The following is a 22,081-nucleotide window of genomic DNA, read 5'->3' on the forward strand; positions in this document are numbered from 1 at the left end:
GTGGTCATGGCGAATTTGGAAAATCTTCTCGCAGTTTTAAGTAGACCAATTTCGATTACTGCCAAAAAGAATAAGACTGCGGTGAAGATTGATTACAAAGTTATCGCGGATTTGCCTGAAAGTTAGGGCTAATTCACCAGCCACTAAATATGTGTGCTTAATCCATTACAACCAGTGCCTTCACGGTCTGGCGCTGGTCCATGGCCTCATAGGCTGCCTGAATATCGTCCAGCTTGAACTGGCTGGTGAACACCCGGCCAGGGTGAATCTCGCCCTTCAGAACAGCCGCCAACAGTTCCGCTCGGTCGTAAGTCGTGACGGAGGCCAGACCGCCACGCAAACCGACGTTGCGCCACCACAGGTTGTTGGTGTTCATCTCTGGTGTATCCGGAATGCCCACGCGGCCAACCACTGCCCCAGGACGTGCGACCTTCACGGCCGTATCCGTGGAGAGTTCCGTCCCAACGCACTCCAGAACTGCGTCTGCACCAGCACCATCAGTGAGTGCCAGGACGTGTGCGACTGCCGCTTCCCCGCGTTCGGCGACAATGTCAGTCGCCCCAAACTCAGTCGCCAGCACCTGACGATCAGCGTGACTGCTCATCGCGATAATGCGGGCGGCGCCGCGCAACTTAGCAGCAATAATTCCGCACAAACCAACGGCCCCATCCCCCATGACAACCACCGTGTCACCTGGCTTCACTTCAGCGCTCGCCGCAGCGTGGTAGCCCGTGGCCATCACGTCGGACAGCGTCAACAAGTCATTAAGCTGGTCATCGCTGTAGTCACTCGGCTGACCCGGGATTTTGACCAGTGACCAGTCCGCGTTGGTGTAACGCGTGTACTGCGCCTGGAAGCCCATTTCGATGCCGTCAGTGACGGGGTTCAAGCAGTTGCCTTCAAACCCGGCTCGGCAAGTGGCGCAGTGACCGCACCCATGCGTGAACGGCATAATCACGAAGTCCCCCGCTTGCACGTTCTTAACGTCACTGCCGACCCGTTCAACAACCCCAATTCCTTCATGGCCAATTGGTGAGCTGGCATCCTTGTCATGGACACCGCGATACCACCAAAGATCAGAACCACACACGCAAGTCCGGACGACGCGGATGATGGCGTCACCGGGATGCACAAGTTCTGGCATCGGCCGTTCCTGGGGTTCAATGAGACCTGGTTTAACGAAAATCGCTGCTTTCATAGCATCCTCTTTCTGGGCACTGGGCCATGTATTACTTTTTAGTTTACAGGAAACCCGAACATTGTAGGGTCAAAATGTCATGAGAATCACGTCCTCCTTCTTCATGGTTCCCACATTGGTGGCGATTACTTCCTCCTAAGTCCCACATTCACAAGCGCTTGTATGCTTTAGCACCTAACATTAGTCCAATAGGTGGTCAACCATTACATATTTCTAATTTGTGTATTTTCCGTATCTTTAATTATTTTTCAAAAAGAAAATACAAATAAAAAAATCTGCACATTAACGGCAGATAATCTTGTCAATAAGATAAACGTAATTTACGCTATGTATGTAAGCGAAACCAAACCTAATAAATTAATTTCGGGGGGAATTATCATGAACAACAGCGTATACTTGACCGACGTTACTCGCCAGCTGGAACGGCTGCTGGTATTCAAACAAGTATTCAATGAATACATCCATACTTGTGAAAATATTATTTGTGGTAATTGCCTTGCGAGCGAGAATTTGGGCAACTTGCGTAACTACTTCACGCGCAACTTGGTTCGCTTCCGGCCATTTCTGGAGGAAATTCGGAAATTGAACGTCCCTGCACAATACGACCGTTTGCACGCCGACATTTTACTCAGCGTCGAAGCTTACGACCGGGCCATCAGCAACATCATGGACGCGATGCACGGCGACCGCTTGGATCAGGACCAGTTTGGGGTAGCCAAAACTGACCAGGCGCAAGCACTGTCCAGCATTGATTCAGTGTTTATTGACCGCCTGCGGATTGAAAACGGCGAACTCTGCGGCTAAATTAACTCAACGGTTCAAGACAACGCGGTGCATGCGAGCACCGCGTTTTTACGTTGTCAGGGGAACAGTGGCTATTGTCATTAATTGTGAAGACTTGCATTTTCGGGTCACCCGCGCGCTATAATCTTCTTGTTAATATGTACGATTGAAATGTTAAATTCTGGCACTGGAGGAAGCACATGAAAACCACCCTTTTACTGGTCGAGGACGAGGAAGGACTTGCAGATTCACTCAAAACCGAGTTCGAACTTGAAGACATGAACGTGATCTGGGCAGCCAACGGGGTTGACGCCCTCGAGGAATTTCACCGCAATGAGGCGCGGATTAACGTCATTATCCTGGACTGGATGTTGCCCAAACTGGACGGCTTCAGCGTTCTGCGCCGCATTCGCAAAACGAGCCACGTGCCCATCATCATGCTGACTGCGCGTGATTACATCGGCGACAAGGTGGCCGGTCTCACCGGTGGCGCTGATGACTACATGACCAAACCTTTTGAAATGGAAGAGCTGATTGCGCGTGTCGAAGTCGCGTTGCGGCACAGCCAGGCTGACAAGACGAGTGCGTCCCTATACACCGCGGGTGATCTTAGCGTGGACACCGATTCCAAACGGGTAACGCGCGATGACCGGATTATCCCCCTCACCCAGCGCGAGTACGAGCTGCTGCTGGCCTTGATTAGCCACCAAGATGAGGCGTGCTCCCGTGATGAGCTACTGGACACCGTGTGGGGCGCCGATTTTGACGGTCAACCCAATATTCTGGATGTCTACGTCCGTAACTTGCGCCACAAAATTGACAGTGATTCCGCGGCACCGAAACTGATTCACACCGTTCGCGGCACTGGTTACATGCTCTCAATCAACGTCTGAGGAGGCGCGCCATGCGTCAAAAGAAATCAAGTGCGGCCATTATGCTTCGCAATCTGCTCGGCATGATCGTGACCATTACGCTCTTACTGGGCATTGTCATTATCATCGCCGTGGGTAAGCAACTACTGACAGAAGCCAACAACGACAGTGCCAACGTCATTAACAGTTTGAAAGAGGCCGAAATTGACGGGGACGATGATTGGGAGAATTGGCGTAAAAACAGCACCATCGACACCAGTTCGAGTTACGTTTACGTCAATAACGCGCGCAAGGATGCCAAGGTGAAGTACTACTACTCACCCGATGCGCATGACTTGCTGGCTGTAAAGCCACGTAAGTTACCGATTTTTGCCAACATCTATTACCGACCAGGCCGCGGATTGTTGTTGCGACGGACCGGTCATGCTCGGGGCATTCACTACACCCTCTGGCAGAGTTTGGATTACCACTTAGAAGTGCTGGAACGCGTCATTGAAGCCACAATTGCCGTGCTCGTCATCACGTTGATTGCCACGCCGTTTTACGTGCGCCGACTCACCAGGCGGCTTACCGACCCGCTCACAACGCTTTCCGAGAGTACCCAGGTTGCTGCTGCGGCAACGGAACCCGGCTCAATGCAATTGCCCGTGCCAGAGCAACCAGCAGAGGTAACGGAACTGGCCAACAATTTTAATGTTTTGCTCAAATTACTGGGTGAACGTCAAGAACAGCAGAAGCTCTTCGTAATGAATGCCGCACACGAACTGCGCACGCCGATTGCCACCATCCGCAGCCATGCACAATTGATTGAGCGGCGCGCGGCGGAGCATCCGGAAATCGTCGCCAAATCCGTCCACTACATCACGGAAGAGTCGCGCCTCATGCAACAGCTGCTTGAACAGTTACTCCAGATTTCGCGGGCGGACCGCTCCGTAGCGGATGCACACACACTTGATCTCAGCGCCACTCTTACCGGGATTACGCAGAAGCTCGCCGGCACCATGACGCAAACACTGCAGGTACAGATTGCACCCGGTGTGCAAGTGCTGAGCAGCGAGGTTGCCATTGAACAAATTGCGGGCAACCTCTTGACCAATGCGGCCAAGTACTCCCCTGCTGACAGTGAAGTCACCGTTACCCTTAAGCAGAACGGCAGTAACTGCGTTCTGACCGTTAGTGACCAGGGCGCCGGGATTAGCGATGAAGATAAGGCACATATTTTTGAACGCTTCTATCGCAGTGCTGATGTTCGCGGTTCAATTCCGGGCACTGGGCTCGGGCTAGCGATTGCAGACCGGCTCGCGCAGAACAACGGCGGGCACCTCGAAGTCGCAGATAATCAGCCCAAAGGGACATCCTTCCGGCTCATTCTGCCACTCTTACCAACATCCCCCGATGCCAATTAAAGACAGGCTTCATTACCGAATTTGAATATGTCGCGCTTTCAAAGTCACTCCTCAAAAAGGAGTGACTTTTTTTCATGCGTAGTTTTTACTGTTTTCTGAATTTTTTTCAGAATCAAATGCCGATATGACGGGATTTGGCATCATGGCTCTGAAGAAAATTGAGCTAAAGTTCATTTTGCCTAAGTGGGACGAAAGTGGCTTTCAGCCTATCCTAATTCTTGTCATCAATACTTGAATTAACGAAAGGGTTTGCCCACATGTCATTCTTACTTATTAGCTCACTATTTCCCAAAATGAGCACCCTGCTGCCGAGCTTCCTCGCGCAGTACGGCGGCTTCACATACGTGCTACTGTTTCTGCTGATTTTCATTGAAACCGGCATCGTCATCTTCCCATTCTTGCCGGGCGACTCCCTACTGTTTCTATGCGGCTCACTCGCCGCGATGGCGGGACATCCGCTCAGTCTGCCACTGTTATGGGTGATCCTCATCATCGCCGCAGTTGCCGGTGATGCCTTGAATTTTGAAATTGGCGAACACGGCGGTCACTACCTCACGACCCAATCGCCACTGCGACGCTTCATCAAGCCCAATTACTTACACCAATCCGAGCAGTTTTTTTCTAAGCACGGGAAGGCAGCTATTTTTCTGGGCCGCTTCATGCCGATCATTCGCACCTTCATCCCCTTCACCGCTGGCGTCAGCAAAATGCACTTCCGCAGCTTCGTCAGCTACAACATCATCGGCGCGGTTTCCTGGGTCACCATCGGCCTGGGTGCCGGTTACCTCTTCGGCAACGTGCCGGTTGTGAAGAACCACTTCGAACTCATCATCTTGGCGGTAGTCTTTGTGTCGTTGCTACCAGCTGTCATCTTGGCGCTGAAGCACAAGGGAGGCGCTCAGAATGAAGATTAGTCAGCGTTATTGGCGCGGCGGTCTGCTACTGGCCGCTTTCTTGCTGCTGGCAGGCGGCGTGCTCGCACACGCAGCGTGGCTGCAAGCACTTGACAGCACCGTTGCCGGTTCGGCACTGATCAAACCGGTCGGACCGCTCAATACTTTTCTTTTCTCAATCATCGCGACACTGGGCAGTCCGCTGGTCGCCATTGGCCTCACCGCGTTGCTCTGCTCTGCGCTCTTGCTGCGGCGCGATTGGTACGCCGCAATCTGGTGCGGCGGTATTCAGTTAGGAACGTCGGCGATTGCCTACATCGTTAAGCAGCTTGTCGCCCGGCCTCGGCCGACGCACCAACTCGTCGCAGACACGGGCTACAGCTTTCCTAGTGGCCACGTGCTCTGCACGACCGTCCTGGTGCTCTGCATTATCTGGGTACTCACACCGCACCTCCACGATGAAGAGCAACGCGTCGTCAGTGTCATCGTCGGCGTTGTCTGGATCGGCCTAGTTGCCACCTCGCGGGTTTACCTGCGCGACCACTTCGCATCCGACGTGATTGCCAGCATGCTTCTCGGCACCGCCGGCTGGTTATTGGCACAACCACTCTGGACCAAAATTTACAGCACATTCATTGAAAGCAGGCATTCACATGCAGAAACTAACAATCGTCATTCCAGCATATAACGAAGAAAAAATTCTGGAATCATCCGTCAAGACGCTACTGAACATTGAAGACAAAATTGCCGCAGCCAACTACCTTGAACAACGCGCCGATATTCTCATTGTCGATGACGGCTCTACCGACAAAACTTGGCAGATTATTGAACGTCTCAACGCAGAAATCTCCCGTGTCCGCGGCCTCAAGTTTTCCCGTAACTTCGGCCACCAAGCCGCGCTCATCGCTGGCCTCAGTGAGGCAGTTAAAACTGCGGCAGTCACGGTGACCATTGACGCCGATCTGCAGGATGATCCGAACAAGATTCCGGACATGGTCAGTCAGTACACTGGTGGCGCCGACGTCGTTTACGGGGTGCGCAACAACCGTGATAGTGATTCTTGGTTTAAGCGCACCACGGCGCAAACTTACTACGGCCTGCTGAAGAAGCTGGGAGTGGAGCTTGTCCCGAACCACGCCGATTTCCGGTTGATGTCCAAGCGTGCCGTCGAGACCTTCCTCCAGTACCCGGAACGCAACATTTTCATTCGCGGCATTATCCCTAAGCTCGGCTACACGACCGGTAAGGTGTACTACAAGCGCACTCCCCGAATGGCCGGCGAATCCAAGTACCCATTGAAGAAAATGCTCGCGTTTGCCTGGGACGGGATTACGAGTCTCACTGTAGCACCGGTACGGCTGATCTTGATTCTCGGCGTGTTGGCCTGCCTGCTGGCGGTGGGGATGTCTATCTTCACCCTCATCTCCAAGTTCACAGGGCTGGCCGTCCACGGCTGGTCTTCCCTCATGATTTCACTCTGGTTCATGGGCGGTTTGCAGATGGTCAGTCTAGGCATCATCGGTGAGTACATTGGCAAAATGACTACGGAGGTTAAGCACCGGCCACGTTACACAGTTGCTCGCAAGTTAGATTAGGTGGGATATCATGAACCACAAGTTTGCACAATACTTCTTTCCCGGCGTACTCATTGTTTGCCTCTTCGTTGGCATTCACGCCAATTTGATTCAGGGCAGCCGTTTGCTCATGCTACTCCTGAGTGCGCTGGTGCTGATTGCGGCCCACTTCATCGCGCCGCAACTCAATAAACTCAGTCGGCGGCATTTTGCCTACTTGCTTGGCGGCGGCTTACTACTGATGCTCGTCGGCCAAATCTGGTCCCTCAGCGCCATGCCGGTGACCGTTTATCACGATCCGTTTCGCGTACTTGCACAGGCTGATCAGCTGGCAGCAGGCAACCACGTGTGGACCAGCACCTACTTCTGGCGCTACGCCAACAACGTGCCGCTGGCTTACCTGCTTTCCTTGTGGCTACGCTTGGGCACAGTTGTCGGACTCAGCACGAATGCGGCCATCCACTTGCTGAGCTTGCTCACGCTCGACGGCTTCATTATTTTGCTCTTGCACACAGTATACGCAATGAGCCGGCGCAACAGCGTGACCTTCGCGGCATTTGCGTTCGCAGCCTTGACGCCTTTTGCCTACACTTACTACCTGCAGGTCTTCTACTCTGATCTACCCACCATGTTCGTTTTGCTCGGCGTGATGAACTTGTTGCGCCACTGGCAGCAAAGCAGCCATCGGCAACGAATTTACCGCGGAATCGGCCTCACTTTGCTCACAATGCTGGGCTACCTGCTTAAACCGAGTCTGATCGTGTTAATTCCAGCACTAGCACTCACCGCCATCATCCTGGGAACCCACGGTCTGCTTAAGAAGAGCAAGCTCCTTGTTCCCGCATTCCTGATTGTGCTCGGGATTGGCCTGTCGGTGCCGGCAACCAAAATCATTGACAGCGCGAGTGATTTTACCGCCAACGATCGCTATGCTTTCCCCATCACCCACTGGATCTACATGGGTTATAACCAGGGTAGCAAGGGTAAATACAGCGGTAAAGATACCGGCGCGCTGGTCGCCATGCACAGTAAGCAGGCGCGCCAGCAATATGATGTTAAGCAACTACCAAAACGCCTGCAAAAGCTGGGCTTCGTTGGGATTGTGAAACTCTGGGCGACCAAACTCAGCGCACTATTCGATGTGCATGGCATCCAGAGCTGGTACAATGGCGGCTACCGTACAGCGCCTAAGTGGTACATCCAAAACGCAAAGTTGATTCAGTTCTGGCTGGCCCTGGTCTACCAGGTTGCCAGCATTGCGCTGCTCCTGGCACTTGCCACCCGGCTGCTGGCAATGCCAATGCTGCAGGCTGACGGCCGCAGCGTTGTCCTGCTGCTGAGTATCATGACGGCTTTAGGCTACTTGGCATTCCACACTCTGGTCTGGGAAACCGAGGCACGTTACGGCCAGGCGCTCGTACCGCTACTCTGGCTTGCCTACAGCGGTCTACCAGTCGCAGAAACCAAAACACGCCGCTGGCGTGCAGTGGGACTCGGCGCAGCCGGACTTGCCCTCCCCCTGCTGTTCCTGAAACCCACACCAATCCCGCCGAGCCCGGTTGTCGTTTCGGCGCAGCGGAGCCAGATGTCTGTCCAGTACAATGCCACACCAACGCAACTAGCGCCTGGTAAGCAGTTTACGCAGCAGGTGCACTTGGCCGCTAGTGCCAACTACTTGTCCGTGCAGATTCATCAAGGAGCGCACGTTGCGGTCACACTGACTAAGGCCGGAACCAAGCAGGTCATCCACTTGCATCGCAGTCACACCGTTTACAAGACGCACCGCCAGCTAAGCGCTGGCACCTACACGATCCGGGTACGCAACCCGCAGGCTCAAGCGCAGTCTGTGGACTTGGTCACAACGAATCATTACCATTTGGCTGCATACCCACTGCAAGGTAGTCGCAACAATCCCCAAACGACCGCCTTCGTCTACACGGTCATGCGTAAATAAGGAAAGAAGGCAACATTTTGCAAAAGATTCTGGATTTATACCGCCAGTACGGGAAGGCCTTGCGCTACCTAATCATTGGCGGCTTGACCACCCTGATTAACGTTTTTCTGTTTTTTGAACTCACCCACCTGCAAGCGGCATGGTTCTGGGCCAACTTAATCGCGTGGGTCGTCAGTGTGGCCTTCGCCTTCGTGGCGAATAAAGAATTCGTGTTCGCCTCCCACTCCCGCGCTCTGCCAGTTGTGCTCCGCGAAGGCGTCTCCTTCTTCGCTTTACGTCTGGCCTCCCTAGCTGCCGACACCGTGATTCTCTTCGTCGGTTTGAGCTTGCTACACGGCAATCCGCTCGCGGTGAAATTCATCGACCAGATTATCGTCGTGGTGCTGAATTACTTCCTTAGTCAGCAAATTTTCAGCATGCAACACCAGCCAGTCGCTACGCCCAGCGAGGTTAAAAATGGGCGTTAAACCTTGACGCTAATTTAGGCAAGAAAAAACGGCCGCACCGAAGTAATTCGGTGCGGCTGTTTTTTACGTTACGCGGCAAAAGTGTTGGGAGAGTACCGGGCTGGCAAACAATGACCGGCGGGCGTGTTAGGTGCACGCCGATGAGGTGTACAATAATATTAATATTGCGGCAGGCACCAAGATCATTATGCATTGCGCTGCGACGAATAATTCCGGAAAGTAGGTCTCATCATGACAGCCATTCAAGATCAAATTTTTCACCAGTTACAAGCCGATTGGACTAAACTGGCGGCGTACGGTTTCAAAGGTGCTGGGACCGATTGGACGTATCGCACGGCACTCGTACACAACTTCATCTTGACCGTGACCATTCACGATACCGCGATGACGACAGTCGTCACCGACGCCGATGCACATACGCCTTACGTTCTGCATCTTGATCCCGCCAATACGGGCACTTTCGTTGGTGAGGTGCGCCAGTCCTACGTGGCGGCGCTAAAAGACATTGCCCGCGGCTGCTTCAAACGGGCGACTTTTGCCAGCGGCCAAAGTGCGGCGATTGTTGCCGCACTCGCTGCCGAATATGGTGAAAAGCTTGAATTCCTCTGGCAAAAATTCCCAAATAACGCGATTATTCGCCGCGCAGATAATCGCAAATGGTACGCCATCTTGGTGCGAATCCCGGCAAGCAAGGTGGGCTTACCCGGTGATCATCTAACCGATGTCTTGGTTGTCCGCGCCGATGCCGCGACAATTACCGCCAAATTAAAAGCGCACACTGCACTACCCGCGTACCACATGAACAAGCAGCACTGGCTGTCATACCAGTTGAACGCGGCGCACCACATGGCGAACCTCATGGCAGCCATCGCGGACAGTCGTGAACTGGCGCAGTAATAACTGGCAGATTCGAATCGTAAAAGGCCCGCGCATTCAGACTTTAACTGAACACGCGGGCCTTTTACGATTCAATTGTGCAGTTTCGCGCTACTGTGCGTCTGCTTCTTCCTGAAGCAAAATGGTTTGCGCCTTCCCATCGTCATAGGCGAAGACGGCCTGCGGAAAACTGTCGCTGTATTCATACTGCTGATCGAAGGCAAGTTCTGCTTCCAACTTGTCTTCAGAAAAGTGAATCTGCAACTTGCCATCGTTGTTAATGAGGTCAAAGCGCAGCAAGTTCTGCAGTGGAAAAACGCCCTGCAGGTTGTTGTCGATAATCCCCCAAATCTCGTCAATAATGGCGCCAGGGAGTTTGGAAATGACGCCAAACGTGGCAAAACGACTTCTGTTGGCACTAAACATAGTTGCCTCCCTCTGGGCCGGAATTACACCGCCCGTCTATCTCTCTTAATTATACTCTTTCGACAATCGCGTGCACGCCTACTCAGCAGCGGTAATGTCTGCAAACTGTGCATCCACAAACTTCGCTAGCGCGACCGCATCAACGCGCACCGAACGGCCAATTTTGCCGGCGCTGACGCAGATGGTGCCCGCTTCCTTGGCCTCATTGCCAAAGAAAATCGGGTAGTTGTGACGCTCACGAATACCGACTGGGTTGTTCGCACCATGCTCATAGCCGCTCGTCTTGACCAGATCCTTCAGCGGCACCATGCCCACTTTTTTGTTGCCAGAGACCGCGCTCAATTTCTTGTAATCGATGTGCATATCGAGTGGCACCACGCCGACCAAGGGACCAGTCTTGTTACCAGTGAGCACCAAGGTCTTGTAAACTTCGTGCTCGGACTCTTGCATCTGGTCCTCACTAATTTGCATCACGTCGCCGTCCTGGTGGGTTGCAAACGACACCGGTTCATAGGCGATATGGTGTTGGTCCAGAATTTTTTCAACTAGCGTCTTGTCAGCGCCTTTTGCTTTTTTCTTACTCAAAATAATGCCTCGTTTCTATATCATACTAGACTAGCTTAGCAAATTTGCTTACTAAATCCTAGGAAAAATGCGGCAGTTTGTGAAACTTGTCGGAAACCCCTTACAAGGAAACGCTAACATGGTATGCTAGAAAGCGAAAGTAATGAAAGGTGTTTGCACATGCGTAAGTTTTTGTATTCAGTATTAGCTGCCGCCATCCTGCTTGTTTGGGGTGTGACGACTTTTGGGTCAATTAATCAGAATAATCAGATTATGGTGGGTAATATTCTCCACCATACTAACACCCTCAAAATTGAGCGGAGCGATACCGATCCGCTCGCCAATTTTGCACCGAGTGCTGACTTCAAGGAAGCCTGTCTCTGGATTGTTGGTGGTGCGACCGCCTTCATGCTCATCTGCCCGCTCGCCGCTTGGCAAATGACCATCCAACCTGTCAGCACCAAGCCACGCACGCAAGAACGCCGCTAAATCACCGAAAGCTGTCCAAATCAAAAAGCTGACCGCCCGCATCACACAAACGATGCGGCGGTCAGCTTTTTTGTATTGCGTTAATTAACCTAAGCACCCGCGTATTCGGTCAGTGCCATAATGTCATAATTCTTAATCTTATCGCGGCCGTGCAGGTCGGACAATTCCACGATAAAGGCCGTTCCGACCACAATCCCGCCAAGTCGTTCCACCAGTTCGATGGTGGCAGCGATGGTGCCCCCTGTTGCGAGCAGATCGTCACAGACGAGCACCCGCTGACCAGGCTTAATGGCGTCCTTGTGCAGGTACAAAGTGGACTTACCATATTCAAGGCCGTAGCTGGCGCTTACGGTTTCGCGCGGCAGCTTGCCCTTCTTGCGGGCAGGCGCGAAGCCAACACCAAGCTTATAGGCAACTGGGCAGCCCACGATAAACCCACGTGCTTCGGGACCGGCAATCATTTCGACGCCTTTACCCTTTGCGTATTCAGCAATGGCGTCGGTTGCGGCACCGTATGCCTTCCCGTCAGCCATCAGCGGGGAAATGTCGCGGAAGGTAATACCCGGTTCCGGGAAGTTCTCGACGCTTGCAATGTAATCTCTGAAGTCAATAGCCATGACTACTCCTCACAATCCTAGTTACGGTAACCCAGTAACTCTGTGCGCAATGCACCCCGACTAGCAGTTTGCAGGTGTTCCGCCAGCCGTAATTCAGCCTGACGTTGCACATATGCCGGGGCGGTTTGCAGCTGTTGTCGCTGCGGATTGGTTACCGCCGTAATAAATGCACCATTAATAGTAACAAAATTCAGCTGGAAAAACACCTGTACAGCCAAAATGACTTGGTTAACGTTCATATGGACCGTCTTTGCCACCACACCGAGCTTGTGTTTGTCAAAGTTCGGGTTCTGCCGTAAAAACTGCAGGACAGCGCCGAACTCGGCACGCGTTGGGAGCGCAATCGTAGCTACCGGACTCGCGTAAAACAGCACGCTCACCGGCAATTCCACCGTCCGCATTGCGTTCACCAACTCTTCTTCGCTGCGCGGCATGTCCACCAAGACGACGTTGGCAGCCGCAGCTGGTAGTTCGTCGACGGCCATGACGGGACCACCGAAGTTTGCCTTACTTTGCAGCAAGCGCATCACCCGCTTATCAAAGAAAGCGTAAGTGTGCGGATGGAGTAATTGCTGGCGTTCAAGGCTCGGCCCGCGCCAATCCACCACATCATCTTGCTGAATGCCAATATCCTTAATCTCCAGCTGTAAGCTGGTATTGCCACGGAAAGTGTTCAGACCAAGGGTGAAGGCCAACTTGACCTTTTGCGCACTGGCCAAATCACTGGCCAAATTGCCCATGCCAAACGCAATCGCACCATAGCTACCATTGACACGGAAGCGCAAGTGTTTACCGTTTTGACCAATCTGTTTAATATCGTCAATGGCGCTGGCCGTCACACTAAACACGGGTTGCGGATTAGCCGCGCCAAATGGTGCCAACTGCCGCAATGCGTTGTAGTTGTCGATACTGATGTCACTGGCCTCAACCCGCGCGCTAATGGCCAGTGGCGGCTTGCTGCCTTCACCAACAACTTCGGCGGCGGCAGTGCTCAGGATTTCACGTAGTTCCGGAATCTTGGCAACTGGCAAACTGAGCCCCGCGGCCATGGCGTGACCCCCGAAATGATCGAGCACACCAGCGGCTTTTTGCAAACCCTTGAACAGGTGGAAGGCAGGAATCGATCGGCCACTCCCCTTCGCCTCACCCGTTTCGGGGTCAATGGCCAGAATAATCGTCGGTTTGCCCGTTTTTTCAACAATCCGGCTGGCCACAATGCCGACAACGCCCTGATGCCAGCCCTCGCCTGCCAGCACTAAGGCACTGGCCGCTTGGTTCTCCGGCGTCTCCGCCATCTCTTCGGCTGCATCCGCAATGTCGCTGACGAGCTGCTGGCGCTTTTTGTTGGTGGCGTCAATTTTGGTGGCGAGTTCTTTGGCTTCGTCCTCATCAAAAGTACTGAGCAGACGCACACCAGGAGTCGCATCGCCGAGCCGGCCAATCGCGTTCAGCCTCGGCGCGATGGCAAAACCCACGGTCATTTCATCCGCGGTGCTTGGGTCCACGCCCGCGACTTCCATGAGTGCCGCCAGTCCGACCCGCGGCTGGTCCCGCAGCATCTGCAGACCAACTTGGGCAAAAATCCGGTTTTCATCCACTAAGGAAACCACATCGGCAATGGCACCGAGTGCAGCTAAGTCAAAACTCTCGACTGGTACTTCACCAAGCAGTGCGCTGGCCACTTTGAGTGCCACCCCAGCGCCAGACAGATCACCGAATGGATAATGACTGCCGGGATAACGCGGGTGCACCACAGCAACGGCATCTGGTAACTCATCCGGTAGTTCGTGGTGATCGGTGACAACAACGTCCATGCCGTTAGCCATTGCCCAAGCAATTTGTTCTTTCCCACTCACCCCGTTATCCACGGTGATCAGAAGCTGCGTGCCGTTTGCCTGTAGACGCTTATAAACATCCAGATTCGGACCGTAGCCATCACTGAAGCGATTCGGAATGTAAATCTCCGGATCGCCGCCAATGCTCTCAATGGCTTCTTTCATAATGGTGGTACTGGTTAGCCCGTCGACGTCATAATCACCATAGATGGTAATTTTTTCGCCGTTCTCCAGGGCCGCCGTGATGCGGTCCACCGCCTTTTGCATGTCGTGCAACGCAAATGGATCGTGCAAGTCTGCCATGTCGGGCTTTGCAAAATGCTCCCAAGCACTCGCGTCAGTAATCCCGCGCTGCGTTAGGAGTGCGGCCAGCAGCGGACTCACGTGGAGCTGCGCCGCCAGCTCCGCAGTTGTGCGGGCATCTGCCTGTTTATCTAGTTGCCAGTCGTAATGTGAGTTCACGTCATCGAGTCCTTTCTAACTGAACTAGTATACCAGAAAATGGCCGCTCGCTTCAGCGCCGCTGGTGAATTTTCGCGATACGCATCCGCCCCTGCCGCGAAACGAAAAAGCCATCGCACGCGGCGATGGCAATGACGAACTATTCAGGTTTACTTACTGCTGTACCCGTCTGGGTGCGTTTCATGCCAGGTCCAAGCGGTGCCAATAATCTTCTCGACGTCGTCATAATTTGGCTTCCAGCCGAGAATCTCGCGCGCCTTGTCAGAGGAAGCAATCAGGGTACTTGGATCACCGGGACGCCGAGGCGCCATTTCGGCAGGAATTTCCTTGCCGGTTGCCTGACGTGCGGCATCCAGAATCTGCAGGTTGGAGAAGCCAGTTGCACTCCCCAAGTTGAAGGCATTACTCTCGTTACCGGCGGCCAGGTACTTGAGCGCCAGAATGTGGGCATCCGCCAGATCGAGGACGTGTACGTAATCACGCACGTTAGTCCCGTCTGGCGTTGGGTAATCATCACCGAAGATCTGCAGCTTGTCGCGCTTACCTTCTGCCACCTGCAAAATAATTGGAATCAGGTGGGTTTCGGGATTGTGGTCTTCGCCAATGCTGCCATCCGGTTTGGCACCAGCCACGTTAAAGTAACGCAGAGCCACAAATTTGATACCATAGGCCAAATCAGACCAGTGCATGATTTTTTCCATGGCGAGCTTGCTCTCACCGTAGGGATTCGTCGGAATCTGGGGATCAGTTTCCTTAATTGGAATCTGCTTCGGTTCGCCGTAAGTGGCCGCAGTTGAGCTGAACACGATGTTCTTCACGCCGAACTCGTTCATCACTTCGAGCAGGTGAATCATGCCCGCAGTGTTGTTATCGAAGTACTTGAGCGGATCCTGCATGCTTTCTGGAACGACGGAGAAGGCGGCAAAATGCACGACACCCTCCACGTTTTCCTTAGTAAACACCGTGCGCATGAATTCCTTATCGCGCACATCGCCGACATACAGGCGTGCTGCGGGGTTTACGGCTTCCGTGTGTCCGGTAACCAAATTATCGACAACCGCAACATCATAACCACCGTTGACCAACTGGTCGACGGTATGTGAGCCAATGTAGCCGGCACCACCAAGAACGAGAACTGTCATGTTTATCCCTCCGAATGTTTTGTCATTCATATTCTACCAGTTTGCCCCTGCGAGCGCTCACACAAGTGCTTCTTTTAGCAAAACAAAAGATTTGCTCAGGCATTCACTGCGACCTTATCACCCCGAAGCTAAACTGAAAACACCGTCCCCTTGCACCCTAGGACGGTGTTTTCGTCGTTGCTTTGATGCTGGTAAAGCTGTCGAAAGTTCCGCAAATTGCCGCGGCGACTGTTGCACTTGCGTCGGTTCATCTCGATTCGCCTTCAAACGCAGTCCCCCGCAGATAATTTTCCACCGTAGACCGTTCGGCCACTCCCCTGCTCTACGGAAACATTTGCAGTCTTAGTCGTCAAAGTAGACCTCCTCCACCACGCGCTCCTTAAACAAGTACGCGAGCAAGTATTTTAAGCCAAAATAACGCACCAACACACCCTCGCCCGGAAAACTCTCGATGGGTTCGCGCAGCACTTCATAGTGATTGTGCCGATGAATGCGAATCAAGCCCCATTCTTGCAACCCGCTGTCAGCATTCACCGCCGCGATGTAATAATAATCCCACGAGTCCGGCGTACATTCCTTAAATCGAAAGTAACCTTGCATTATTCGTTCCCCCCGAAATGAAGTTTGCCATTACCTTCACGTTTAATATATGCCTGAATTTCGTTGTGTGCGAGCACTTGTACACAGCCTTTACAATTAAGCAGGTAAGCAAATACCGCTACTATTGGTTTTGCAAAGATGGCCGTTACCTGTTCGTTACATAACATTTACCTTTGGTGCCGAGCACCTTCTTACAAAACGTTTGTTATTTGCAAAATACTGTAAAGCCATCATTAGTTCGTGCAAGCTCAAGTGATGACAGCCTGACCTAACAGCATTTTTTGTGCAAAAAGCAGCCAAGACAGCACGCATTTTGACCAAATCACCAATTCACTAGCGCCGCCCCATTATACTTAAGTTGTAGCGAGAATATGGATTGATCAAGCGGATTGGAGTGATTGTTGTGAAAGCATCAAACAAATCGGCCAGCAAGAGGTACGCGGAGACAATCCTGTGCGTCAGTGGTGGTGTTATTGGCCTGCTATCTGCCGTCATCCAGGAATCGGCGGCGAACTCCGCCCAAATTGCCGCGGACGGAGCCGGACCGGTGGACGGCCGCGCCCTGGGACTGATGGTGGCGTGCATTTTCGCCATCTGTCTGCCCTTCTTCATTAACGACAGCCGCTATTACACGGCGGGGGGGATCGTCTTCTGCGGCTTAATGGCCATCATTTGTGGCGGCATTTTTGGCCTTATCGCGGGTGCCCTCATCATTGCCGCCGGCATCGTGGCTTATTGCCGACCATAGTGCAAGCGTAGTGCTAGGTCAAAAAGGCTCCCGTGTAGCCCAATCATTGGGCGGCGGGAGCCATCTTTTGACTATTTTCTACATAGGTTTATTCGCCAACGGCTTCAGCAAGTGCCGCCAGGAAAGTATCACCGTACTTATCGAGTTTATTCTGCCCAATCCCCTTAACCTGCAGCATTTCAACCTTAGTGGTCGGCTGCTGCCGGCAAAGATCACGCAGCGTTTGGTCGGAGAAAATGACGTATGGTGGGACACCTTGCTTTTCGGCCAGACTGGAGCGAATGCCGCGCAGCTTCTGGAACAGTTCGTCGTCGACGGGCAAGGATTGCTTCGCCTTGGCCGCCATTTTGCGTTGGACTTTTTCCTCGCCGCGGAGCACGGCACCGCCGCTTTCACCAACACCAAGCACTGGATATTGGCCGCCGCTGGTCACGATGTAACCGCTGGCGGTAAGAAAATCAATGAAGCCGGCGACTTCCTTTTGCCGTTGACTGCTCATGATGCCGTACGTACTCAACTGGCTGAGGTTAAGTTCCCGAATGCGGGCGTTATTTGCGCCGGTCAACACCTGGGCGATGATGTTCTTCCCAAAGCGGCCATGCATGCGCACGATGCATGACAAGACTTTCTGCGCGTCAACCGTCACGTCCATATACTCACGGTCATCAAGACAGTTAGAGCAGCGACCGCAAGGCTGGGTGCCCGTTTGGCCAAAGTAGCGCAGGATGAACTGCTGCAGGCAATCGCCAGTGTTGGCGTATTGCTGCATCGTCTGCAACTTGCCGTACATTTTGCCCTTGTACTCGTCGTCACCTTCAGATTGCTCAATAAAGAAATGGCGAATCTGGACGTCCTGCGGTTTGAAGAGCAGAATGGCTTCACTTGGCAGACCATCACGCCCGGCACGTCCGGCTTCCTGATAGTAGGACTCGAGGTCGCCAGGTACTTGGTCATGGATGACGAAGCGGACGTTACTCTTATCAATCCCCATCCCAAACGCGTTGGTGGCGACCATGATGGTCTTCCGGTCAAACAGGAAGTCCTCCTGGTTGGCGTTGCGCTGGCGTTCAGTCAAACCGGCATGGTACTTGGTGACTGGATAATGCTTGCTTTCCAGCAGGCTGAACAGGCGTTCAACCTCTTTACGCGTGCTGGCGTAGATGATGCCCGGCTGATCTAAGTTTAGCTTCAGGTATTCGAGCAGGTAGGTGTCCTTATCCTGGTCTTTAATCACCTGAAAAGACAAATTGCTGCGTTCAAAGCCGGTGTTAATCATCCCCGCCTTGGGAATGTCCAAACGGTCGCAAATATCCAGTGCAACCCGCTCCGTCGCCGTCGCTGTCAGTGCAATCACAACGGGATGCGAACGCAACTGGCCAGCGACTTCCTGCAACTTGAGGTAGGACGGCCGGAAGTCGTGTCCCCACTGCGAAATACAATGCGCTTCATCAACGGCCAGAATGGCAATATTGATGCCGTCCAGTTCGTCGAGAAAGCCGGGAGCATCAAAGCGTTCCGGCGCCACGTAAAGCAACTTCACATCGCCGCGCGCCGCCATGTTCATCCGGTAATTAAGCTCCTGATAATCAATCGAACTGTTGATGAAGGTCGCCGGAATCCCATTTTCGTTGAGGGCATCCACCTGGTCCTTCATCAGGGCAATCAGTGGCGATACGACCACCGTCAGGCCGTCCGCTAGTAGCGCCGGAATCTGGTAGCACAGCGATTTCCCGCCCCCGGTCGGCATGACCGCCAGCGTGTTTTGCCCCGACATGACGCGTTCAATCGCCTCGTCTTGACCGGGCCGAAAGCTGTCGTACCCGAATTTGTCCTTTAGCACCTGTAAGGCTGCTGCATTGGCCATGAACACAATCTCCCTCTTCGTTTCGCAAAATTTCTATATCAAGTTTATCTGTCTTCGGCGGGTTTGTACAATCCCTGTGCGTCTGCTTGTAGATTACGACAAAGTGTGGGGGCTTTCCCATGAGAATCCTTCCGCTATTCATCACTTATTCAAAACGCCGCCAATCCGTTCCTCACGTGTAACAATGTGAGGGAAGGTTGACGGCGTTTTTTAGAGACTTGTTTATTGCATCAATGCTGAACTGACGATTACTTGCCCCTGACGTCCTTCTCATTCACTTCCAGCAAGCTCATGAAGGCTTCCTGCGGTACTTCGACAGAACCCACGGCCTTCATCCGCTTCTTCCCGCGCTTTTGCTTGTCGAGCAGTTTAGCACGCCGGTCGGGGTCACCGGTATGAATCTTGGCGGTCACGTCTTTACGGTAAGCCCGAATGGTCGTCCGGGAGATAATCTTGTTCCCAATTGCGGCCTGAATCGGCACTTCGAAGTTCTGGCGCGGAATGGTTTCCTTCAGCTTGGCGGTGATGGCGCGACCACGTGCAAAGGCAAAGTCCTTATGCGTAATTGAAGCGAGCGCATCGACTGGATCACCGTTAAGCAGAATATCCATCTTCACCAGGTCACTGGCGCGGTAACCGGTGATTTCGTAATCCAGGCTCGCATAACCCTTGGTGTTACTCTTCAGGTCATCAAAGAAATCGTAGATGATTTCGGAGAGCGGCATGTTGTAGATGACGTTCACCCGGTACTTGTCCAGGTAATCCATGGTCACGAACTCACCACGCTTGCGCTGGCACAGTTCCATGACAGCACCCACGTAATCGTTTGGCACCATGATGCTAGCCTTAACAAAAGGCTCCTTGATGTCCTTAATCTCACTGGCATCGGGCATTTCAGCTGGGTTTTCCACCGTGATTTCCGTGTTGTCCGTCTTGATGACGTGGTAATCGACCGATGGCGCAGTCATAATCAGATCCAGATTGAATTCGCGTTCCAAGCGTTCCTGCACGACGTCCATGTGCAAAAGTCCCAGGAAACCGCAGCGGAACCCGAAGCCCAGCGCCTTACTGTTTTCGGGTTCAAACTCAAGTGCCGCATCATTCAGTTGCAATTTTTCCAATGATTCGCGCAAATCGTTGAACTTGGCGTTATCCGTTGGGAAGACCCCGGCATAAACCATTGGCGTAATCTGGCGGTAACCCTCCAGTGCCTTCTCGGTGGGATTGTCCGCGTTGGTTACGGTGTCCCCGACGCGCGTATCCTGAATGGTCTTGATGGAGGCCGTGATGTAACCAACATCCCCCGCCATCAGGTAATCACGCTTCACGGCCTTCGGTGACATCACCCCAACTTCAGTGACTTCGAACTTCTTACCGTTGCTCATGAGCTCAATGGTGTCGCCAACCTTCACGGAGCCGTCCACAACCCGCACGTTTAGCACAACGCCACGGTAGGAATCGTAAACGGAGTCGAAAATCAGTGCCTTGAGTGGGGCTTCAACATCGCCGCTCGGTGCCGGCACATCGGACACGATCCGTTCGAGGATTTCCTCAATCCCGATGCCGGCCTTCGCACTGGCGAGCACGGCATCGTCGCCGTCCAGACCAATCATCTCTTCAATTTCTTCCTTAACGACGTCCGGCTGAGCGCTAGGCAAGTCAATTTTGTTAATGACCGGCACAATCTCCAGGTCGTCATCAACTGCCAGGTAGACGTTCGCCAGTGTCTGGGCCTCAACACCCTGCGCGGCGTCCACAACTAAAAGTGCCCCCTCACAGGCCGCCAGCGAGCGGCTGACTTCGTATGAGAAATCGACGTGTCCCGGCGTGTCAATCAGGTGGAAAATGTAATCCTGACCGTCTTTGGCGTGGTAAGTCAGTTCAACCGCGTTCAGCTTGATGGTAATCCCGCGCTCCCGTTCCAGTGGCATGTCATCGAGGACCTGTGCCTTCATTTCCCGCGCAGAAATGGTGTCGGTCATCTCCAAAATTCGGTCGGCCAAAGTACTCTTACCGTGGTCGATATGCGCAATAATCGAGAAGTTGCGAATGTGCTGCTGGCGTTCCCGCATTTCATCGTAATTCATTTATATGGTTCCCGCTTTCAGTAAATTTCCTAACTTCCATTGTAACAGATAACGCGCGCTACCGTTGCGCAGTCCGCACTATTCAAGCGCGCGGAATAACTTCTTCTGCACGGTCGGCAGCGAGTTGGCAGCTAGAGTGGCGGCGTCGGCCCACTGATAGTCGCTATCCTGCGGGGTAAATGCCTGCACATCGGCACGCAGAATCTGTAAACGCCACTGGCGATGGGTAAAGGTATGCTTCACGATCGGTACGCCGGCGTCAAGCAGTTGCAACTGCGTCCCGAGTGCTGCGCTCAAAACGGCATTGGCTGCCGCGACATCACTGGAAGCCGCGATGTCTACCAGACCCTCCTTCTGGATGAGTGGCCACATCAGCATGCCCCCAAGCAGACCATCAGCGGGCCGCGGTGTCATTAACCAGCCAGCTTCAGAGTGCACCGCAATGGCGAAGTAATCCACGGGAACTGGCCGCGGCTTCTTTGTCTTCACTGGGTAGTCGAGCACATGATCCGTGATGTAACTGGCATCAAAACGTGCCACTGGTGAGTGCGCCGGGTCAGGATTCTTGGCGGCCATGTACGAACTGCCTAGGTCCATGATTGCCTGATTAAAGTCCCCCGGCCGTTCAGGGTCAATGATGCGCCGAATCACACGGTCGAATACTTGCCTTGTCTTGGGTTTGGTAATGTCATCTGGAATGCACAGCAGGCGGGCAAATACCCGAAAGGCATTGCCGTCAATAGCAGGCTCGGCCTCCCCATACGCAATGCTGGCAATCGCGCCGGCAGTATACGGACCAATCCCTCGCAGTTCACTGAGCCCCGCAGCAGTCCGCGGCCACTCGCCTCCGCGTTCATGCGTTACTTGTTGCGCCGCCTTTTGCAAGTTGCGGGCGCGCGAATAGTAACCCAGCCCTTCCCACGCCTTCAGCACTTGCGCTTCAGGTGCATCCGCGAGTGCTTGGACCGTCGGAAATGCAGTCAAGAAGCGTTCGTAATAAGGAATGACTGTTTGCACCTGCGTCTGCTGCAGCATAATTTCGCTGACCATGACGTGGTAAGGGTCTTGGTCCCGCCGCCACGGCAAATCGCGTTTTTCGGCATCGTACCAGGCCAGCAGCGTCTGCCGAAAATCGGCAATTTGATCATCTGTCCACACAATGTGGTTCGTTTTATTGTCCATAACTTACATTATACAAGGAACACAAAAAGCCGGCAAACGAGG

Annotated in this window: 21 protein-coding genes; 11 read left to right on the forward strand and 10 right to left on the reverse strand. The window is 53.3% G+C overall.

From position 1 onward, the window contains the following. Positions 1-157 precede the first annotated feature (157 nt). The gene (locus tag EKM97_RS05610; RefSeq protein WP_125571387.1) at positions 158-1,198 is read right to left on the reverse strand and encodes a zinc-dependent alcohol dehydrogenase family protein; all 1,041 of its coding nucleotides are present in this window, start codon (positions 1,196-1,198) and stop codon (positions 158-160) included. 378 nt (positions 1,199-1,576) lie between these two features. On the opposite strand from EKM97_RS05610, the gene EKM97_RS05615 reads away from it, so the two are divergent. The 9 genes from EKM97_RS05615 to EKM97_RS05655 all read left to right on the forward strand — a co-directional run bounded on the left by EKM97_RS05615 (position 1,577) and on the right by EKM97_RS05655 (position 10,044). Next, positions 1,577-2,002 carry a hypothetical protein gene (locus tag EKM97_RS05615; protein ID WP_125571389.1) on the forward strand — a complete coding sequence of 142 codons (426 nt, stop codon included), beginning with the start codon at positions 1,577-1,579 and terminating at the stop codon, positions 2,000-2,002. Positions 2,003-2,181: 179 nt separating this feature from the next. Next, the gene (locus tag EKM97_RS05620; protein ID WP_125571391.1) at positions 2,182-2,874 is read left to right on the forward strand and encodes a response regulator transcription factor; all 693 of its coding nucleotides are present in this window, start codon (positions 2,182-2,184) and stop codon (positions 2,872-2,874) included. A gap of 11 nt (positions 2,875-2,885) precedes the next feature. Continuing rightward, entirely contained in the window at positions 2,886-4,259 is a 1,374-nt protein-coding gene (locus EKM97_RS05625; protein WP_225419219.1) for a sensor histidine kinase, read from the forward strand. A 257-nt stretch (positions 4,260-4,516) separates the two neighbouring features. Next, the gene (locus EKM97_RS05630; protein ID WP_125571393.1) at positions 4,517-5,173 is read left to right on the forward strand and encodes a VTT domain-containing protein; all 657 of its coding nucleotides are present in this window, start codon (positions 4,517-4,519) and stop codon (positions 5,171-5,173) included. Beyond that, a complete protein-coding gene (locus tag EKM97_RS05635; RefSeq protein WP_125571395.1) occupies positions 5,163-5,840 on the forward strand; it encodes a phosphatase PAP2 family protein in 678 nt (225 codons plus the stop codon). The genes EKM97_RS05630 and EKM97_RS05635 overlap by 11 nt, the downstream gene beginning before the upstream one ends. Next, a complete protein-coding gene (locus EKM97_RS05640; protein ID WP_164507451.1) occupies positions 5,806-6,747 on the forward strand; it encodes a glycosyltransferase family 2 protein in 942 nt (313 codons plus the stop codon). The genes EKM97_RS05635 and EKM97_RS05640 overlap by 35 nt, the downstream gene beginning before the upstream one ends. Positions 6,748-6,757: 10 nt before the next feature. Next, positions 6,758-8,680, forward strand: a complete 1,923-nt coding sequence (locus EKM97_RS05645) for a hypothetical protein (protein WP_125571397.1) — start codon at positions 6,758-6,760, stop codon at positions 8,678-8,680. A 17-nt stretch (positions 8,681-8,697) separates the two neighbouring features. Then, complete coding sequence (locus tag EKM97_RS05650; protein ID WP_225419220.1) at positions 8,698-9,147, forward strand: GtrA family protein; 450 nt, start codon at positions 8,698-8,700, stop codon at positions 9,145-9,147. A gap of 231 nt (positions 9,148-9,378) precedes the next feature. Further along, the gene (locus EKM97_RS05655; protein ID WP_125571400.1) at positions 9,379-10,044 is read left to right on the forward strand and encodes an MmcQ/YjbR family DNA-binding protein; all 666 of its coding nucleotides are present in this window, start codon (positions 9,379-9,381) and stop codon (positions 10,042-10,044) included. 90 nt (positions 10,045-10,134) lie between these two features. Here EKM97_RS05655 and EKM97_RS05660 read toward each other — a convergent pair whose 3' ends face one another. Further along, positions 10,135-10,449 (reverse strand): DUF960 domain-containing protein, encoded by a 315-nt coding sequence (locus EKM97_RS05660; protein ID WP_125571402.1) that lies wholly within the window; start codon positions 10,447-10,449, stop codon positions 10,135-10,137. A 78-nt stretch (positions 10,450-10,527) separates the two neighbouring features. Continuing rightward, on the reverse strand, positions 10,528-11,034 hold the full coding sequence (locus EKM97_RS05665; protein WP_225419221.1) for an aminoacyl-tRNA deacylase: 507 nt from the start codon (positions 11,032-11,034) through the stop codon (positions 10,528-10,530). 159 nt (positions 11,035-11,193) lie between these two features. On the opposite strand from EKM97_RS05665, the gene EKM97_RS05670 reads away from it, so the two are divergent. After that, a complete protein-coding gene (locus tag EKM97_RS05670; RefSeq protein WP_125571404.1) occupies positions 11,194-11,502 on the forward strand; it encodes a hypothetical protein in 309 nt (102 codons plus the stop codon). 89 nt (positions 11,503-11,591) lie between these two features. Here the strand turns inward: EKM97_RS05670 and EKM97_RS05675 are convergent, their stop codons facing one another. The 4 genes from EKM97_RS05675 to EKM97_RS05690 all read right to left on the reverse strand — a co-directional run bounded on the left by EKM97_RS05675 (position 11,592) and on the right by EKM97_RS05690 (position 16,158). After that, positions 11,592-12,119, reverse strand: a complete 528-nt coding sequence (locus tag EKM97_RS05675; protein ID WP_125571406.1) for an adenine phosphoribosyltransferase — start codon at positions 12,117-12,119, stop codon at positions 11,592-11,594. Positions 12,120-12,136: 17 nt separating this feature from the next. Then, entirely contained in the window at positions 12,137-14,416 is a 2,280-nt protein-coding gene (gene recJ / locus EKM97_RS05680; RefSeq protein WP_225419222.1) for a single-stranded-DNA-specific exonuclease RecJ, read from the reverse strand. 149 nt (positions 14,417-14,565) lie between these two features. Continuing rightward, positions 14,566-15,558 carry a UDP-glucose 4-epimerase GalE gene (gene galE / locus EKM97_RS05685; protein ID WP_125571408.1) on the reverse strand — a complete coding sequence of 331 codons (993 nt, stop codon included), beginning with the start codon at positions 15,556-15,558 and terminating at the stop codon, positions 14,566-14,568. A gap of 342 nt (positions 15,559-15,900) precedes the next feature. Further along, complete coding sequence (locus EKM97_RS05690; RefSeq protein ID WP_125571410.1) at positions 15,901-16,158, reverse strand: hypothetical protein; 258 nt, start codon at positions 16,156-16,158, stop codon at positions 15,901-15,903. A gap of 403 nt (positions 16,159-16,561) precedes the next feature. Here EKM97_RS05690 and EKM97_RS05695 point away from each other — a divergent pair, with 403 nt between their 5' ends. Further along, positions 16,562-16,906, forward strand: a complete 345-nt coding sequence (locus EKM97_RS05695) for a hypothetical protein (RefSeq protein ID WP_125571412.1) — start codon at positions 16,562-16,564, stop codon at positions 16,904-16,906. An 88-nt stretch (positions 16,907-16,994) separates the two neighbouring features. Here the strand turns inward: EKM97_RS05695 and recQ are convergent, their stop codons facing one another. From recQ to mutY, 3 genes are all read right to left on the reverse strand, one after another. Beyond that, positions 16,995-18,770, reverse strand: a complete 1,776-nt coding sequence (recQ, locus tag EKM97_RS05700) for a DNA helicase RecQ (RefSeq protein WP_125571414.1) — start codon at positions 18,768-18,770, stop codon at positions 16,995-16,997. Between the two features lie 248 nt (positions 18,771-19,018). Beyond that, the gene (lepA, locus tag EKM97_RS05705) at positions 19,019-20,857 is read right to left on the reverse strand and encodes a translation elongation factor 4 (RefSeq protein ID WP_125571416.1); all 1,839 of its coding nucleotides are present in this window, start codon (positions 20,855-20,857) and stop codon (positions 19,019-19,021) included. A 78-nt stretch (positions 20,858-20,935) separates the two neighbouring features. After that, positions 20,936-22,039 (reverse strand): A/G-specific adenine glycosylase, encoded by a 1,104-nt coding sequence (mutY, locus tag EKM97_RS05710; protein ID WP_225419223.1) that lies wholly within the window; start codon positions 22,037-22,039, stop codon positions 20,936-20,938. Positions 22,040-22,081: the final 42 nt, after the last annotated feature.

This window comes from Lacticaseibacillus songhuajiangensis (assembly GCF_003946025.1).
Lineage (GTDB): Bacteria > Bacillota > Bacilli > Lactobacillales > Lactobacillaceae > Lacticaseibacillus > Lacticaseibacillus songhuajiangensis.

What these genes read in the sequence shown, in the direction of transcription:
- EKM97_RS05645 (WP_125571397.1), top strand. Translation starts at nt 6,758, where the DNA reads ATGAACCACAAGTTTGCACAATACTTCTTTCCCGGCGTACTCATTGTT.
- mutY (WP_225419223.1), bottom strand. Translation starts at nt 22,039, where the DNA reads ATGGACAATAAAACGAACCACATTGTGTGGACAGATGATCAAATTGCC.
- EKM97_RS05690 (WP_125571410.1), bottom strand. Translation starts at nt 16,158, where the DNA reads ATGCAAGGTTACTTTCGATTTAAGGAATGTACGCCGGACTCGTGGGAT.
- galE (WP_125571408.1), bottom strand. Translation starts at nt 15,558, where the DNA reads ATGACAGTTCTCGTTCTTGGTGGTGCCGGCTACATTGGCTCACATACC.
- EKM97_RS05670 (WP_125571404.1), top strand. Translation starts at nt 11,194, where the DNA reads ATGCGTAAGTTTTTGTATTCAGTATTAGCTGCCGCCATCCTGCTTGTT.
- lepA (WP_125571416.1), bottom strand. Translation starts at nt 20,857, where the DNA reads ATGAATTACGATGAAATGCGGGAACGCCAGCAGCACATTCGCAACTTC.
- EKM97_RS05635 (WP_125571395.1), top strand. Translation starts at nt 5,163, where the DNA reads ATGAAGATTAGTCAGCGTTATTGGCGCGGCGGTCTGCTACTGGCCGCT.
- EKM97_RS05630 (WP_125571393.1), top strand. Translation starts at nt 4,517, where the DNA reads ATGTCATTCTTACTTATTAGCTCACTATTTCCCAAAATGAGCACCCTG.
- EKM97_RS05615 (WP_125571389.1), top strand. Translation starts at nt 1,577, where the DNA reads ATGAACAACAGCGTATACTTGACCGACGTTACTCGCCAGCTGGAACGG.
- recQ (WP_125571414.1), bottom strand. Translation starts at nt 18,770, where the DNA reads ATGGCCAATGCAGCAGCCTTACAGGTGCTAAAGGACAAATTCGGGTAC.
- EKM97_RS05610 (WP_125571387.1), bottom strand. Translation starts at nt 1,198, where the DNA reads ATGAAAGCAGCGATTTTCGTTAAACCAGGTCTCATTGAACCCCAGGAA.
- EKM97_RS05625 (WP_225419219.1), top strand. Translation starts at nt 2,886, where the DNA reads ATGCGTCAAAAGAAATCAAGTGCGGCCATTATGCTTCGCAATCTGCTC.
- EKM97_RS05620 (WP_125571391.1), top strand. Translation starts at nt 2,182, where the DNA reads ATGAAAACCACCCTTTTACTGGTCGAGGACGAGGAAGGACTTGCAGAT.
- EKM97_RS05640 (WP_164507451.1), top strand. Translation starts at nt 5,806, where the DNA reads ATGCAGAAACTAACAATCGTCATTCCAGCATATAACGAAGAAAAAATT.
- EKM97_RS05675 (WP_125571406.1), bottom strand. Translation starts at nt 12,119, where the DNA reads ATGGCTATTGACTTCAGAGATTACATTGCAAGCGTCGAGAACTTCCCG.
- EKM97_RS05660 (WP_125571402.1), bottom strand. Translation starts at nt 10,449, where the DNA reads ATGTTTAGTGCCAACAGAAGTCGTTTTGCCACGTTTGGCGTCATTTCC.
- EKM97_RS05655 (WP_125571400.1), top strand. Translation starts at nt 9,379, where the DNA reads ATGACAGCCATTCAAGATCAAATTTTTCACCAGTTACAAGCCGATTGG.